Here is a 14,155-nt window from a genome sequence, read left to right on the forward strand (position 1 = left end):
ACCCTGACGATTCCCGACCGGGTTTTCCGGTCGGGTTTTTTTTTGCCTTTCCAGGCAGTTTCCTACACCCCTTCCAGCCAGTCCGACAGGACTTTTCTGCTTTCCTCAAGCCCGGTTTTGCTGGTGGCCGAGAACATGATCAGGTGCTCAAGACACTGGACATCCTTCAGGGCTTTCCGGATTCCCAGCATCGCTGTTTTCGCCTGGCCGAATTTCAGTTTGTCGGCCTTCGTTGCCAGAATCATCAACGGAAGTTTGTTATGTTCGCACCATTCCACCATCATCTGGTCGAAATCGGTGAGCGGATGACGGATGTCCATCACCAGGGTCAGCCCTGCGAGGCTCCTGCGATCCGTCAGGTAATGGCTCAGGTGCTGCTGCCAGTCGTCTTTCATGTCACGGCTGACCTTGGCGTAGCCATATCCCGGAAGGTCCACCAGGCGGCAGTCCTCGCGATTGAGGGAAAAGAAGTTGATCAGGCGGGTCCGGCCCGGGGTCTTACTGGTTCGGGCCAGCTTGCCGTTGGCGGTAATGCAGTTGATGGCGCTGGACTTGCCGGCATTGGACCGACCGGCAAAGGCGACTTCACGTCCGGTGTCCGGCGGACAGTCCGAAAGTTTCGCGGCGCTGATCTGGAAGCGGGCACTGTTGAAGGAAATGGGTTTGGGCGCGTCGGAAGTCACAAGGGAGTCCTGAATGGCAAGCATGGGTGGTTCGGCGGTCTTCGCGAAAGCTGCCTTGACAGCGGGTTCATCTAAACAGAGCCATGGCATTTATTCGTTGGCTCCTTAATGTATAATGCTACACCAATTTCCTGACAGTGCGCAGGGTGCTACTGCCAATGGCCCGGTTTCCGGTGCCTTTTCCCAGTCCCGCCGGCGCTACCAAGAAAAACGTTTCTGATGAGAGATGAGCGGAGCGAGCATGAAAAAACTGATCGCAGGTGTGGTTCTCGGCCTGGGCCTTTCCATGACGGCCTATGGTGCGGGAGATCCTGAAGCAGGTGAAGCGAATGCCGGCGTCTGTGCGGGCTGTCACGGGCAGGGTGGTGCAGCTCCGGTAATGGCGGAGTACCCGAAGCTGTCCGGTCTGGGTGAAAAATATCTGTATCAGCAGCTGAAGTCCATCAAGGACGGTGAGCGTGTGATCCCTGAGATGACCGGTCTTCTGGATAACCGGTCTGATCAGGATCTGCAGGACCTGGCGGCTTACTTCGACCAGCAGGAGATGCCGCTGAACCAGGCGGATCCTGAACTGATCGACCAGGGCGCCTCCCTTTACCGCGGTGGCAACCTGGCGACCAACATTGCAGCCTGTGCGGCATGCCACAACCCCAATGGTCTGGGTAACGAGCCGGCGGCCTATCCCCGTCTTGGCGGTCAGAACGCCGAGTATGTCGCCAAGTCCCTGAGAGACTACCGCGCCGGCGAGCGTGATGGTCCCAATGCGCAGATCATGACCGATATTGCGGCGCGTCTTACCGATGCCGAGATCGAGGCAGTAGCCAATTACATTTCCGGTCTCCACTGAGACTGACATCGAACTGTCTGCCAGGAAAGCCCGCCTTGCGCGGGCTTTCCCATTTCTGACCGGGCTGTAATCCGGCTAGCTGGATATCTGCCGGGATGGTGGGACATAATCCGGTGCACTGAACCTTTTCCCGCGGGCCTGGTCCAGGCCTGAAGGAATCCAGTCAATCAAACAACAAGGGGTAACCGCATGGGTATTTTCAAGTCTCTGACGGCCGGCCTGATCGCCGCTTCCGTCGCTGTTTCCGCCATGGCCCAGGAAAAGTGGCAGGAGGGTCAGCATTATCAGACGCTGGCTAACCCGGTGACGGTCTCGGCCATGGACGATGGCATCGAGGTGGTTGAGGTTTTCTGGTACGGCTGCGGGTATTGCAACGAGTTCGAGCCGATTGTCCAGGCGTGGAAGAAGGACCTGTCCGATGATGTGAATTTCGTCCTCCTGCCAGCCCCCATGAGCCGCAGCTCGGAGGCCCATGCGTACGCCTTTTACGCCAGTGAGGCGCTGGGCGCCCGTGACAAGACCCATGAGGCACTCTACAAGGCCCTGGCCGTGGACAGAAAGCCCCTTAACTCCGCCTCCGAGCTGGCTGAATACCTGGCTGAGCAGGGCGTGGATCGTGAGGCCTTCATCAAGGCCTATAACAGTTTCGGTGTGAAAGCGGGGGTCCAGCGCGCCCGTTCGGTGCTCCGCGGCGCCCAGGTTTCAGGCACGCCGACGTTGCTGGTGGCCGGAAAATACAAGACCAGTCCCGCCATGGCCGGCGGTTATGAGGAATCCCTCGAGGTTGTCGACTACCTTTTAGAGAAGGAAATTGCCACTCGCGCCGAGTGAGGATTCACCCGGCGTCGCTGATGAATCGGAGCCGGTATGCTGTACAGAAGGTTCAAGCAGGGGTTCAGTGGTTTCTCGGGAGGTACCGGTCGTGTCCGGGGTTCCTCCTCGGGAATGGACCACGTTCCCGCGTTCGAGTCCCATCGCTACATACGTCTGTTGACGTTCAATATACAGGTGGGTATCAACACCGCCTCGTACCACCATTATGTCACCCGGAGCTGGCAGCATGTGCTGCCGCACCGGGGGCGTATCGATAACCTGGACCGCATTGCCAACCTGCTGCGCAACTACGACGTGGTGGCGCTTCAGGAGTGTGACGGTGGCAGTCTGCGCAGTGGCTATATCAATCAGGTCCAGTACCTGGCCGAAGCCAGTGGGATACCCTATTGGCACCAGCAGTTGAACCGCAATCTCGGGCCATTGGCTCAGCACAGCAATGGCCTGCTGAGCCGGTACCGGCCTCTGGATGTGACCGAGCATCGCCTGCCGGGATTACTGCCGGGACGGGGAGCCATCATCGCGCGCTACGGTGACGAGGAGGATCCCCTGGTGCTGGTCATGATGCACCTGTCCCTCAGTAAGGCGGCCCAGAACCGGCAGCTGGCCTACATTCACGACCTGATTGCGGACTATCAGCACGTGGTGTTGATGGGGGACCTGAACAATCACGCCGAGCAGCTGCTGACCAATACTCCGCTCAAAAATGCCAACCTGATTCCGCTGCCGGCTACCGCGCACAGTTTTCCCAGTTGGCGTCCCGAACGCGCCCTGGACCATATCCTGGTCAGTCCCAGCCTGGAAATCCGGAACTCGGAGGTGGTCAGCTACCCGGTGTCCGATCACCTGCCCATTGCCATGGATATTGCCCTGCCCAAGGGATACCTGGAGACTTTCTAGACCCATAAAAAAACCCGGCCGAGGCCGGGGTTTTTTCGAAAGCGCGAAGACCTTATTTGATCTTGGCTTCTTTGTACGCAACGTGCTTGCGGACAACCGGATCATACTTCTTGATCTCGATCTTTTCCGGGGTGTTACGCTTGTTCTTCTTGGTCGTGTAGAAGTGACCGGTACCTGCTGATGAAACCAGCTTGATTTTCTCGCGCATGATGCGGCTCCTTATACTTTCTCGCCGCGGGCACGAAGATCGGCCAGCACAGCGTCGATGCCTTTTTTGTCGATGATGCGCATACCCTTGGTGGATACGCGCAACTTCACGAAGCGCTTCTCTGATTCAACCCAGAAGCGATGATTCTGCAGGTTCGGCAGAAAGCGGCGCTTGTTGTGGTTCATAGCGTGAGAAACGTTGTTACCGGTTACCGGTCGCTTACCGGTTACCTGACAGACTCTGGACATGTTTGCCTCCGACCTGAGCGTTGGTCCTGAATACGAATTCGTTTGTGAAGGAGCCTCTGAAAAAAGGGCAGCCCCCTCTTTTCAGAGACTCCTGAATCGGGTCTCTGGTTACTGTACGTGCCTGCAGTCGCACAATGCTCGCCAGACGCCGCCAGAAAGGGACGCTTTTATACCAGAACAGCAGCCCCAACGCAAAAAATTGTTGGGAAATTGGCCAGCGGGTGGCCAGTGAGGGCGACAGTCTACATCAGTCCCCGTTCCGCAAGGGAGATTACCTCGCCGTGCCCGACAACCATGTGATCCAGTACCCTTATATCCACCAGAGCGAGCGCGTCCCTCAGGCGGCGGGTCAGGGAAATGTCCGCCTGGCTGGGTTCGGCAATCCCTGATGGGTGATTGTGAGCAAAGATCACCGCCGCCGCGTTGTGGTCCAGGGCGTAGCGAACCACTTCCCGGGGGTAGACCGCGGCGCCATCAATGGTGCCCCTGAACAGTTCCTGGTAGCGGATCACCCGGTGGCGATTGTCCAGGAACAGGCCGGCGAAGACCTCATGGTGCTGGGTGCCGAGCCGGCTGCGCAGGTAGCGGCGGGTTTCCTCTGGCGAGGTCAGCGGATTGCCCTGGCGGACAGGCTCATCCATCACCCGCCTGGCCATCTCCATGGCTGCCTGAACCTGGGCATACTTGGCGCTGCCAAGCCCCCGAACCTTGCAGAAGCTGGCGTGGGACGCGGTCATCAGCCCCCGCAGGCTGCCGAATTCCTCAAGCAGGTGGCGGGCCAGCGCCAGCACGGGCGTGCCGGAGGTGCCGGTGCGAAGAAAGATGGCCAGCAGCTCGGCATCCGACAGGCTCTCAGGCCCATGGGCGAGCAGTCGTTCCCGGGGGCGTTCGTCCCGGGGCCAGACAGTGTTGTTCATGACGATCCCTGATCCTTGTCTCTGCATCCTGCATGGGGGCGTAGCTTAGCATATCGGTCCCACTGTCGGGAAAGTCGCCGCAATGCTATCTTATAGCCCTTTATCGGGTGTTTCGGGCCCGGTCGTTATCCGGCCTGGTCCGAGCCTGTGCAACGAACGGAGACAGCATGGTCCATCGAAGAATCCTGCTTGGCGTGACAGGGGGTATTGCCGCCTACAAGAGTGCTGAACTGGTTCGGCTGTTGAAAAAGGCTGGCCACGAGGTGCGGGTGGTGATGACCCGTGGCGCCGAGGCCTTTGTCGCTCCGTTGACCTTCCAGGCCCTCAGCGGTGAGCCGGTTCGAACCTCGTTACTGGACCCCGAGGCAGAGGCAGGCATGGGGCATATCGAGCTGGCCAAATGGGCCGAGCAGATTGTCATTGCCCCCGCTTCCGCCGATTTCATGGCGCGCCTGGCCAACGGCCTCGCGGATGACCTGCTGACCACGGTCTGCTGTGCCACGGAGGCCCCCATCGCCCTGGCGCCCGCAATGAACCAGGCCATGTGGCGCAATTTCCGCACCCAGCGCAATGTCGCCCTGCTGGAGGAGGATCCCCAGGTTAGCCTGTGGGGTCCGGACCAGGGCAGTCAGGCCTGTGGCGACACCGGCCCTGGTCGGATGCTGGAGGCCCAGATGCTGTTCGATCTGGTGCAGAGGGTCACTGATGCGTCCGGCGGAGGGGGTGCCATGGCCGGGCAACGGGTGGTGATCACCGCCGGCCCGACCCGGGAGCCCATTGATCCGGTGCGTTACATCAGCAATTACAGCTCTGGTAAAATGGGCTATGCCCTGGCCGGCGCCGCCCGGGATGCCGGGGCCCGGGTGACCCTGATCAGCGGGCCGGTGAGCCTGGCAGTGCCCGCAGGCGTCGATGTCCGCTCGGTGCAGACTGCAGAGGAAATGCTCCAGGCCAGTTCCGAGGCGGTCGATGAGGGTGCAGATATCTTTATCGCCACCGCAGCGGTCGCCGATTACCGTCCGGAGAGCCGTGCCGGCCAGAAAATGAAGAAGTCGCAGGAAGAGCTTTCCCTTTCGCTGGTCCGCAACCCCGACACTCTGGCCACCATCGCGGCTCGCAGCGATGCCCCGTTCAGCGTCGGGTTCGCCGCTGAAACCAACGATGTCGAGCACTACGCCACCGACAAAATGAAGCGCAAGAGGCTCGCGATGGTTGTCGCCAACGATGTATCGACGCCAGGGCTGGGTTTCAACAGCGACCAGAACGCTGTCACCGTTTTCTGGCCCGGTGGTCAGCGTACCATCGGTCCGGCGCCCAAAACCGATATCGCCCGTGAACTGGTCGAGTTGATCAGTGAGCGCATGGCCGACCAATCCTGAGACTGTCCCCTGAAAGGAAACGCTATGAGCAAACAGCCCGTCCAGTTGCGCATTCTGGATGCACGCATCGGTGATGGTATTCCCATGCCGGGGTATGCCACCGAAGGTTCCGCTGGCCTCGACCTGAGGGCCTGCCTGGAAAAACCGCTGACGCTGGCTCCCGGTGAGAGCGCCCTGATCCCCACCGGTCTCTCCGTCTACATCGAGGATCCCTCGCTGGCGGGCATGATCCTGCCCCGTAGCGGGCTCGGCCACAAGCACGGCATTGTGCTCGGTAACCTGGTGGGTCTCATTGACTCGGACTACCAGGGTGAGTTGATGGTGTCCTGCTGGAACCGGGGTCGCAGCGTTTTCACTGTGAATGTGGGCGAGCGCATCGCACAGTTCGTTCTGGTGCCGGTGGTGCAGGCCCGTTTCGAGGTGGTGGAGGAGTTCCAGGCGAGTGACCGTGGTGAGGGCGGTTTTGGCTCCACCGGCCGGCACTGAGAAACTTGCCAATTCGCCAAATGTGTCATTAACGAAATCATGTAACCATCTATACTGTCAGCCATTCAATTATCGGTTTGACTGACGGTATGACCGAACCCGGTAAGCGTTCAGCCGAGACGGAGCGACTATGAAATTTGGCAGGAAAAAAGGGACCCCGGAGGCCGATGAGGCGGCTCTGGACGCTCCCAAGAACAAAAAAGCCAGTGCGAAAGACAAGGCAGCCGCCACGCCCGGTGCCGGACTGCGCAAGCTCTCCTCCGTTGCCGTTACCCAGGCGCTGGCGGTGGCGATTATCGGTGTGGCTGTTGCCGCCGCCCTTCATTTCCTGCTGTTCCAGCCCGCCGAACAGGAGCGCCAGCAGCGACTGGCCCAGGCAGGGGTGGACACAGCGGCGGCGGGTGTCGAGCAACGTCTGACCTGGATGCAGTCCCTGACCGACGGGCTGGGTACGCAGAGCCCGGTTCGCAGCGCCCTGACCGGAGCCGGTAGCGAACGGGAGCTTGCCAGCGAGTTGCAAACCCTGTTGCCTGGCATAGAGCGGGTATTCCTGTTTCCCTATAACGAGATCCCCCGACGCTCTGACGAGGCGGCGGGTTTCGGTTTCGCTACCCTCGATCTTGCGCGCCGGGCGGAGTCGGGGCGCAGTGTCCGGCCCGATGCCTTTCCCCGGGATGGGCAATGGTATATCCAGACAGCGAGCCGGGTGCGAAACCCCGCCACCCAGGTGGTGGAGGGGACAGTGGTGATGGTGTTCGAAGGCAGTGTTCTGGGTTCGGTATTGTCCGCAGCAGGCGGCCAGGTGACCCTGGTCCAGACGGTCAACGGCCAGGCCCGCAATGTGGTGAGTGCCGGTCAGGGCGATGGGCCCCAGGTATCCCGGCCCCTGTCAGTGCCCGGCTGGACGCTGCAGTTCCGTCCGCAGATTTCGGCCGCACCGCTGAATGGGTATATGGCGATCACCCTCATGGTGGGCGGGTTTGTGGTGGCAGCTATTGTGGCCTGGTCCCTGCTGTCGTCGGCCCAGAGCCGGCTGCGCCAGGAGACTACGGCACTGGTTCAGTGGGCCCACAAGGCCTTCGCCGGTGACCGGGCCAGCCCGCCACAGTTACGGTGGGAGATCCCCTCGGTAATCGCTGAGGTCCTGCAGCGGCTCAGTCGCGCGGTGGGAAAACGCATGGAGAGTACCTCCCGCAAGGCATCTCCCGGTGGCCGTGCAGGTGCCAGGCCGGCGGCTGAGCAGGATCCGGGAGAGCCCCTGTTCCAGGATCGCGATATGCCGGATATCGACATGCTGGATGGCGATGATGACGTTCTCGGTTTTGGCGATCAGGCGGGCGGTGCCACGCCGGAGGTCCAGGAGGCCCCGCTGCCTTCAGTGAAAATCTCCCCGGAAATTTTCCGGGCCTACGATATCCGTGGCATCGTCGGCGAAACCCTGACCCCGGACGTGGTGGGCATCATCGGCCAGGCCATTGGCTCGGAAGCCCTGGATCGTGGCCAGGAGTCGCTATGTATCGGTTTCGACGGTCGTCATTCCAGTCCGGAGCTGGCGGATGCCCTGGCCAGGGGAGTGATGTCGGCGGGCTGCAATGTTATCACTATCGGTGCAGTGCCGACGCCGGTGCTCTACTTTGCCACCCATCAGCTCGGCACCGGCTCCGGCGTGATGGTCACCGGTAGTCACAATCCGGCCAACTACAACGGTCTCAAGATCATGCTGGGGGGCGAAACCCTTTCGGAAGACAGCATCCAGAAACTGTTGCGTCGGATTCAGACCGGTGATTTCCGTCAGGGCGCCGGGACATCGTCCGAGCAGGATGTGCGTCGCGACTACCTGGATCGTATTGTTGGCGACATTGCCGTGGCAGCACCTCTGAAGGTGGTGGTGGACGCCGGCAATGGCATTGCCGGTGAGCTGGGTCCGCTGTTGCTGGAAGAGCTGGGCTGCGAGGTGATCCCGCTGTACTGCAAGGTGGACGGCGACTTCCCCAACCACCACCCGGACCCGGGCAAGCCGGAAAATCTCGAGGATCTGATCGAACGGGTCCGCCAGGAAGGTGCCGACGTGGGTATCGCCTTTGACGGTGACGGTGATCGTCTGGGTGTGGTCACCAACGAGGGCAAGATCATCTGGCCGGATCGGCTGATGATGCTGTTCGCGCGGGACGTGGTCTCCCGTAATCCCGGAGCTGACGTGCTGTTCGACGTCAAGTGCAGCCGTCGCCTCAGTGGCGTGATCAGCGCCGCCGGGGGTCGTCCGGTCATGTGGAAGACCGGCCACTCCCTGATGAAGGCCAAGATGAAGGAGACCGGAGCCCTGCTGGCAGGAGAGATGAGCGGACACATCTTCTTCAGCGAGCGCTGGTATGGTTTTGACGACGGGCTCTATTCCGCCGCCCGGCTGCTGGAGATCCTCGGCATCGAAGACCGCCAGAGCAGCGAAGTGTTTGCAGAGTTCCCCGAGGACCTGAGTACGCCCGAGATCAACCTGCCGGTGACCGAAGAGACCAAGTTCAAGGTCATCCGACGGCTTTCCGAGCTGGCGGATTTTGGCGAGGCCAACATCACCACCATCGATGGCGTCCGGGTGGACTACCCTGATGGTTGGGGTCTGTGCAGGGCCTCCAACACCACCCCGGTTCTGGTGCTGAGGTTCGAGGCAGAGACCGAGCCCGCCCTGGAGCGGATCAAGCAGATTTTCCGGGGCCAGCTCAGGGCTTTGGCACCGGATGTGGAAATAACGTTCTGACCCGCGCCGGGCGGGGGGGACCCTGTCTGGCGCAGCAATCATAAAGGCACTATCAATGGCACTGGATCGTGATACAGCAATGCAGGTGGCGGATGTCCTCAGCAAGGGCCTGCCCTACATTCAGCGGTTTACCGGAAAAACCGTGGTTATCAAGTACGGCGGTAACGCCATGGAAAACGAGGAACTCAAGAGCAGTTTCGCCCGCGACGTGGTGTTGATGAAGCTGGTGGGCATCAACCCTATCGTGGTCCACGGGGGTGGTCCCCAGATCGGTGACCTGCTGAACCGTTTGAACATCAAGTCCCACTTCGTCAATGGCATGCGGGTGACCGACTCCCAGACCATGGACGTGGTGGAAATGGTGCTGGGGGGGCAAGTCAACAAGGAAATCGTGTCCCTGATCAATGCCCAGGGCGGCACCGCAGTGGGTCTTACCGGCAAGGATGCCAACCTGATACGCGCCCGCAAGCTGGAAGTCATGGGTAAGACCGATGAACTCAGCCGGCCGGAAATCATTGATATCGGCCATGTTGGTGAAGTGGCCTCGGTCAACACCAAGGTGATCGACATGCTGACCCACAGTGATGTTATTCCGGTGATCGCGCCCATTGGCGTCGGGCCTGACGGCGCCTCCTACAACATCAACGCCGACACCGTGGCCGGCAAGGTGGCTGAAGCGGTCAACGCCGAGAAGCTGATTCTGCTGACGAACGTCTCCGGTCTCAAGAGCAAGGAAGACAAGGTGCTCACCGGACTGACCGCGGCCCAGGTCAACCACCTGATCGAGGACGGCACCATTCATGGGGGCATGTTGCCCAAGATCCGTTGTGCCCTGAGCGCCGTGGAAAACGGGGTCAGGACCGCCCACATCATCGATGGTCGTGTCGCTCATGCCTGTCTTCTGGAGATCTTTACCGACGAAGGGGTCGGTACACTGATTTCCCGCAATTAAGCAGTCGCCAACGCCAGCGGGCCACGCCCCGAGGGCAGGGAGAAACGAGCAGGGAGATGGAACCTTGAAGAAACTGTTGTCGCTGATCGTTATCCTGGCCCTGGTGGCGTGGGGTGGCTACAAGGGAGCGGTGTGGTGGCTGGCGGACCAGACCCTGACCGATATCCGCCGGGCACTGTCAGACCACGGCGCTTTGGTACAGGGGCAGATTGGCTCCACCATCGACGGCGAGCTCACGCTCACCGATACGCGTTTCCAGCCTTTCCGACTGACCGAGGCGCTGGCGCTGCAGCAGATGCATTTTCGTACCCCATCGCCCCAGGCGCTGATAGCGGCTCTTTCCGGCGAACACGACCTGCCGGCCAGCTGGCGCCTTGATGTCACGGACTGGTCGCTTCCCCTCGGCACCGCCATGCTCCGTGACTGGGTTACTTCGGGCGGGGAGCGGGAGCGCCCGCTCCTGCTGCCCGTCTGTGAGGTCGACGGCGGCAGACCGCTGGGCAGCGATGACCTGATCAACATGGGCATCGAGGGGCTTGGGGGGGATGCCCAGCTCCATCAGACCGGCTCTGGCGTCAGGCTGGAAGTCTTTTCCCGGGATGCGGGGAGTGTGGACGTGTTCTGGTCCGGCGCCCGGCTCAGATTCGACCAGGGACAGACGGAGTTTAACCCGGGGGCTGAGGAGATCCGGGTGATTCTCCGGGATGGCGGCCTGATGCGTCGTATTGCTGCCTATTGCGCCCGGGAAACCGGCATGCCGGTGCCGGCATGGGCCGAGCTGGTGCTGACCTCGTTCCGCGATGGGCTGGAGGCCAGGGGGGTCGGGGCGTCACCCCAGCTATTGGCGCTCTATCGGCGCTGGCTGACCGAGGGGGGCGAGCTGGAGCTGGCCCTCGACCCGGATGCGCCGATGATGGGGATTCCGGTGGGTGAGCCGGCGGCAGAGGAAGGCCTGGAGCAGGCTGGTGAGCCGGTGCCTGCCCTGGATGTGATCTACAATGGCGCCAAGGTACCGGATGTGTACCTGATCAGAGCCGATGGCCCTGCTTCAGAGCCGTCCCAGGAGAACAGGCAGAGTGCGGCGGCCCCCAGCCAGGCCCCTGCCGTTGTCGCGGGCTGGCAATCCATTCCGGTGGATGAGGCAGAGCAGTGGCTTGGTTATACTGTCAGGGTAACCCTGTCCAACGGCCGGGGGGTCGAGGGTCGGCTTATCGGGGTGGATGACCGTCAGGTCGAGGTGGCAAGGCCCGTGGACGGGGGTGAGGTGGCCTATCCCATGGCGACCCGCGCCGTCGCCAGGTTCGAGGTCTGGCGCCGAGGCCAGCGGAACCCGTAACCGGCTGCGCCCCGGCACCTTTTCATTCACGTGTTTTCCAGGAGCCTGGCACCATGACAGAGCGAGACCCGCGGTCCACCGGAAACGGACAGGCCCCGCCCGATGTGCGGGAAATGCTCTCCCGCCTTGTTGCGATCCCGTCCATCAGTAGCGCGTCACCGGACTGGGACCACAGCAACGAACCCGTAGTCCGGCTGCTGGCGGAGTGGCTTGAGCAGCTTGGTTTCCGCAACGAGATCCTTCCGGTGCCGGGAATGCCGGGCAAGTACAACCTGGTGTCGACGCTTGGGTCAGGCCCTGGCGGGCTGGTGCTGTCCGGTCATACAGATACCGTACCCTACGACGACCAGCGCTGGCAGAGCGATCCCTTCAAGCTCACCGAGAGAGAGGGGCGTTTCTACGGTCTGGGCACCTGTGACATGAAGGGCTTCTTCGCCCTGGCCATCGAGGCGGCCCGTGAGGCTGCCACGCAGTCCCTGAAGCAGCCCCTGATCATCCTCGCCACGGCGGACGAGGAAAGCTCAATGAACGGCGCGAAGGCGCTGGCGGAGGCTGGCTATCCCAAGGCCCGCTATGCGGTAATTGGCGAGCCCACCACCCTCAAGCCAGTGCGCCTGCATAAAGGCATCATGATGGAGCGGCTGGTTTTCGAGGGGCAGTCCGGCCATTCCTCCGATCCCTCCCTGGGGCGCAACGCCCTGGAGGGTATGAATGAGGCCATGACCGAGCTGATGGCCCTGCGCAGCCACTGGCAGGAGCGGCACCGTAATCCCAATTTTGAGGTCCAGTATCCGACACTGAATCTGGGCTGTATCCATGGCGGCGACAATCCCAACCGTATCTGCGCCCGTTGCGAGCTGCATTTCGACCTCCGCCCGTTACCGGGTATGGAAATGAGCGAGCTGCGACAGACGATCCTGAGCCGGCTTCAGCCCGTGGCCAGCCGGCATGATCTGTCCCTGAGCTTCGAGCCGCTGTTTGATGGTGTACCGGCCTTCGAGACGGCCGCGGAGGCCGAACTGGTGCGGGTATGCGAGGAACTGACGGGGCACCGGGCTGGTGCGGTGGGTTTTGCCACCGAAGCGCCCTGGCTGCAGCAGCTGGGCCTTGAGACCCTGGTTATGGGGCCGGGCTCCATCGATCAGGCCCATCAGCCGGACGAGTTCCTGGAACTGTCCCAGATCGACCCCACCATATCCATACTGAAGAAACTGATCAGGCATTTCTGTCTATGAGTGCAACCGACTGGCTCCACAGCTTTCGCCATTCCTCCCCCTACATCAATACCCATCGGGGCAGTACGGTGGTGCTGGTGCTGGGAGGCGAAGCCCTGGCCAGCGATAACCTGCTGAACATCATCCATGACATCACTCTGCTCAGCAGTCTGGGCATCCGCCTGGTGGTCACCTTCGGCGCACGCCCGCAGATCCAGCAGCGACTGGAGCAGGCCGGCCACGAGTCGGAATTCGTGGGGGGACTCCGGATCACCCGTGAACAGGACCTGCCCCTGATCATGGAGGCGGTGGGGAGTCTGCGCTCCTGGCTGGAAAGCCGCCTGTCCATGGGTCTGGTCAATTCGCCCATGCACGGGGCCCGTATCCGGGTTATCAGTGGCAATTTCGTGGCGGCCCGCCCGGTGGGGGTGCTGGATGGTGTGGATCACGGTTACACAGGCCGGGTTCGCCGGGTCGATACCACGGGGATTGAGCGCCTGCTGGAACTCGGCCACATAGTGCTGATGCCTCCCCAGGGCTATTCTCCCACGGGTGACATCTTCAACCTGTCCTACGAGGATGTGGGCAGCCAGGTGGCATCCGCCCTGAAGGCGGACAAGCTGATTATCTGCACGGATGACCAGGGTGTGCTGGATGAGGACGGCTCGCTGATCCGGGAGCTGACGGTGCGCCAGGCCATGCAGAAAGTGTCCGATCATGTGGTCTCCGGCCACGACGCGGACCTGCTCCGCGCGGCCTGCGACGCCTGCGTGAAGGGCGTGCGGAGGGCCCACATCATCAGTTACCTGCGGGATGGCGCGATTCTGGAAGAGCTTTTCACCCGGGATGGTTCCGGCACCCTGGTGAGCGACGACAACTACGAGCAGGTCCGCCGGGCCCGGGTCGAGGACATTGGGGGCATCCTGGAGCTGATCCAGCCCCTGGAAGAGCAGGGTATCCTGGTGCGCCGGTCTCGTGAGATGCTGGAAACCGAGGTGGATCAGTTTGTGGTGGCGGAACGGGATGGGATGATTATCGGCTGTGCTGCCCTTTACGATTACCCGGAGGAGCAGGCCGGAGAGCTGTCCTGTTTCGCGGTGGATCCCGGCTATCGCCGGGGCGGCCGGGGAGACGAAATACTGGCTCTGATCGAGCGCATGGCCCGGGCCAAGGGGTTGGCCCGGCTGTTCGTACTCACCACCCAGACCGAGCACTGGTTCCGGGAACGCGGTTTCGAGCCCTCCAGTGTGCAGTCATTGCCCGGACCCAAGCTGGCCTCCTACAACACCCGTCGGAATTCCAAAGTGTTCGTGAAGTCCCTGGCCTGATGGGAAGCAGGGCCGTCATTTCTTTGCGCCGGTTGTTCTTGACGATCAGTAGCGAAAATAGTCATATATGGTTC

General features: G+C 61.6%; 14 protein-coding genes. 10 read left to right on the forward strand and 4 right to left on the reverse strand.

Going from position 1 to position 14,155, the window contains the following annotated elements; translation table 11 throughout:
* Positions 1-62: 62 nt before the first annotated feature.
* Positions 63-707 (reverse strand): ribosome biogenesis GTP-binding protein YihA/YsxC, encoded by a 645-nt coding sequence (gene yihA, locus BM346_RS15945; protein WP_092016030.1) that lies wholly within the window; start codon positions 705-707, stop codon positions 63-65.
* 217 nt (positions 708-924) lie between these two features.
* Between yihA and BM346_RS15950 the strand changes: the two genes are divergently transcribed.
* The 3 genes from BM346_RS15950 (at position 925) to BM346_RS15960 (ending at position 3,261) form a co-directional block, all read left to right on the forward strand.
* The gene (locus BM346_RS15950) at positions 925-1,530 is read left to right on the forward strand and encodes a c-type cytochrome (protein WP_092015510.1); all 606 of its coding nucleotides are present in this window, start codon (positions 925-927) and stop codon (positions 1,528-1,530) included.
* Between the two features lie 189 nt (positions 1,531-1,719).
* The gene (locus BM346_RS15955; protein ID WP_227662790.1) at positions 1,720-2,361 is read left to right on the forward strand and encodes a thiol:disulfide interchange protein DsbA/DsbL; all 642 of its coding nucleotides are present in this window, start codon (positions 1,720-1,722) and stop codon (positions 2,359-2,361) included.
* 114 nt (positions 2,362-2,475) lie between these two features.
* On the forward strand, positions 2,476-3,261 hold the full coding sequence (locus BM346_RS15960; protein ID WP_227662909.1) for an endonuclease/exonuclease/phosphatase family protein: 786 nt from the start codon (positions 2,476-2,478) through the stop codon (positions 3,259-3,261).
* A gap of 52 nt (positions 3,262-3,313) precedes the next feature.
* On the opposite strand, the gene rpmG is transcribed toward BM346_RS15960, so the two are convergent.
* From rpmG to radC, 3 genes are all read right to left on the reverse strand, one after another.
* Positions 3,314-3,469, reverse strand: coding sequence for a 50S ribosomal protein L33 (gene rpmG / locus BM346_RS15965; protein WP_008173465.1), 156 nt, complete (start codon positions 3,467-3,469; stop codon positions 3,314-3,316).
* An 11-nt stretch (positions 3,470-3,480) separates the two neighbouring features.
* Positions 3,481-3,717, reverse strand: a complete 237-nt coding sequence (gene rpmB, locus BM346_RS15970) for a 50S ribosomal protein L28 (RefSeq protein WP_092015516.1) — start codon at positions 3,715-3,717, stop codon at positions 3,481-3,483.
* 242 nt (positions 3,718-3,959) lie between these two features.
* Positions 3,960-4,634, reverse strand: coding sequence for a RadC family protein (radC, locus tag BM346_RS15975; protein WP_092015519.1), 675 nt, complete (start codon positions 4,632-4,634; stop codon positions 3,960-3,962).
* 167 nt (positions 4,635-4,801) lie between these two features.
* Here radC and coaBC point away from each other — a divergent pair, with 167 nt between their 5' ends.
* The 7 genes from coaBC to argA all read left to right on the forward strand — a co-directional run bounded on the left by coaBC (position 4,802) and on the right by argA (position 14,081).
* Complete coding sequence (coaBC, locus tag BM346_RS15980; protein ID WP_092015521.1) at positions 4,802-6,013, forward strand: bifunctional phosphopantothenoylcysteine decarboxylase/phosphopantothenate--cysteine ligase CoaBC; 1,212 nt, start codon at positions 4,802-4,804, stop codon at positions 6,011-6,013.
* Between the two features lie 24 nt (positions 6,014-6,037).
* Positions 6,038-6,499, forward strand: coding sequence for a dUTP diphosphatase (gene dut / locus BM346_RS15985; RefSeq protein WP_092015524.1), 462 nt, complete (start codon positions 6,038-6,040; stop codon positions 6,497-6,499).
* A gap of 130 nt (positions 6,500-6,629) precedes the next feature.
* Entirely contained in the window at positions 6,630-9,251 is a 2,622-nt protein-coding gene (locus BM346_RS18395) for a phosphomannomutase/phosphoglucomutase (protein ID WP_092015527.1), read from the forward strand.
* A 55-nt stretch (positions 9,252-9,306) separates the two neighbouring features.
* Entirely contained in the window at positions 9,307-10,203 is an 897-nt protein-coding gene (argB, locus tag BM346_RS15995; protein WP_092015530.1) for an acetylglutamate kinase, read from the forward strand.
* A 64-nt stretch (positions 10,204-10,267) separates the two neighbouring features.
* A complete protein-coding gene (locus BM346_RS16000) occupies positions 10,268-11,539 on the forward strand; it encodes an LSm family protein (protein ID WP_092015534.1) in 1,272 nt (423 codons plus the stop codon).
* 53 nt (positions 11,540-11,592) lie between these two features.
* On the forward strand, positions 11,593-12,774 hold the full coding sequence (gene argE, locus BM346_RS16005; RefSeq protein ID WP_092015537.1) for an acetylornithine deacetylase: 1,182 nt from the start codon (positions 11,593-11,595) through the stop codon (positions 12,772-12,774).
* Complete coding sequence (gene argA / locus BM346_RS16010; protein WP_092015540.1) at positions 12,771-14,081, forward strand: amino-acid N-acetyltransferase; 1,311 nt, start codon at positions 12,771-12,773, stop codon at positions 14,079-14,081. The genes argE and argA overlap by 4 nt, the downstream gene beginning before the upstream one ends.
* Positions 14,082-14,155 lie beyond the last annotated feature (74 nt).

Source organism: Marinobacter daqiaonensis (genome assembly GCF_900115285.1).
Lineage (GTDB): Bacteria > Pseudomonadota > Gammaproteobacteria > Pseudomonadales > Oleiphilaceae > Marinobacter > Marinobacter daqiaonensis.

Coding starts and splice junctions, on each gene's coding strand:
- yihA (WP_092016030.1), bottom strand. CDS start 707: ATGCTTGCCATTCAGGACTCCCTTGTGACTTCCGACGCGCCCAAACCC.
- BM346_RS15950 (WP_092015510.1), top strand. CDS start 925: ATGAAAAAACTGATCGCAGGTGTGGTTCTCGGCCTGGGCCTTTCCATG.
- BM346_RS15955 (WP_227662790.1), top strand. CDS start 1,720: ATGGGTATTTTCAAGTCTCTGACGGCCGGCCTGATCGCCGCTTCCGTC.
- BM346_RS15960 (WP_227662909.1), top strand. CDS start 2,476: ATGGACCACGTTCCCGCGTTCGAGTCCCATCGCTACATACGTCTGTTG.
- rpmG (WP_008173465.1), bottom strand. CDS start 3,469: ATGCGCGAGAAAATCAAGCTGGTTTCATCAGCAGGTACCGGTCACTTC.
- rpmB (WP_092015516.1), bottom strand. CDS start 3,717: ATGTCCAGAGTCTGTCAGGTAACCGGTAAGCGACCGGTAACCGGTAAC.
- radC (WP_092015519.1), bottom strand. CDS start 4,634: ATGAACAACACTGTCTGGCCCCGGGACGAACGCCCCCGGGAACGACTG.
- coaBC (WP_092015521.1), top strand. CDS start 4,802: ATGGTCCATCGAAGAATCCTGCTTGGCGTGACAGGGGGTATTGCCGCC.
- dut (WP_092015524.1), top strand. CDS start 6,038: ATGAGCAAACAGCCCGTCCAGTTGCGCATTCTGGATGCACGCATCGGT.
- BM346_RS18395 (WP_092015527.1), top strand. CDS start 6,630: ATGAAATTTGGCAGGAAAAAAGGGACCCCGGAGGCCGATGAGGCGGCT.
- argB (WP_092015530.1), top strand. CDS start 9,307: ATGGCACTGGATCGTGATACAGCAATGCAGGTGGCGGATGTCCTCAGC.
- argE (WP_092015537.1), top strand. CDS start 11,593: ATGACAGAGCGAGACCCGCGGTCCACCGGAAACGGACAGGCCCCGCCC.
- argA (WP_092015540.1), top strand. CDS start 12,771: ATGAGTGCAACCGACTGGCTCCACAGCTTTCGCCATTCCTCCCCCTAC.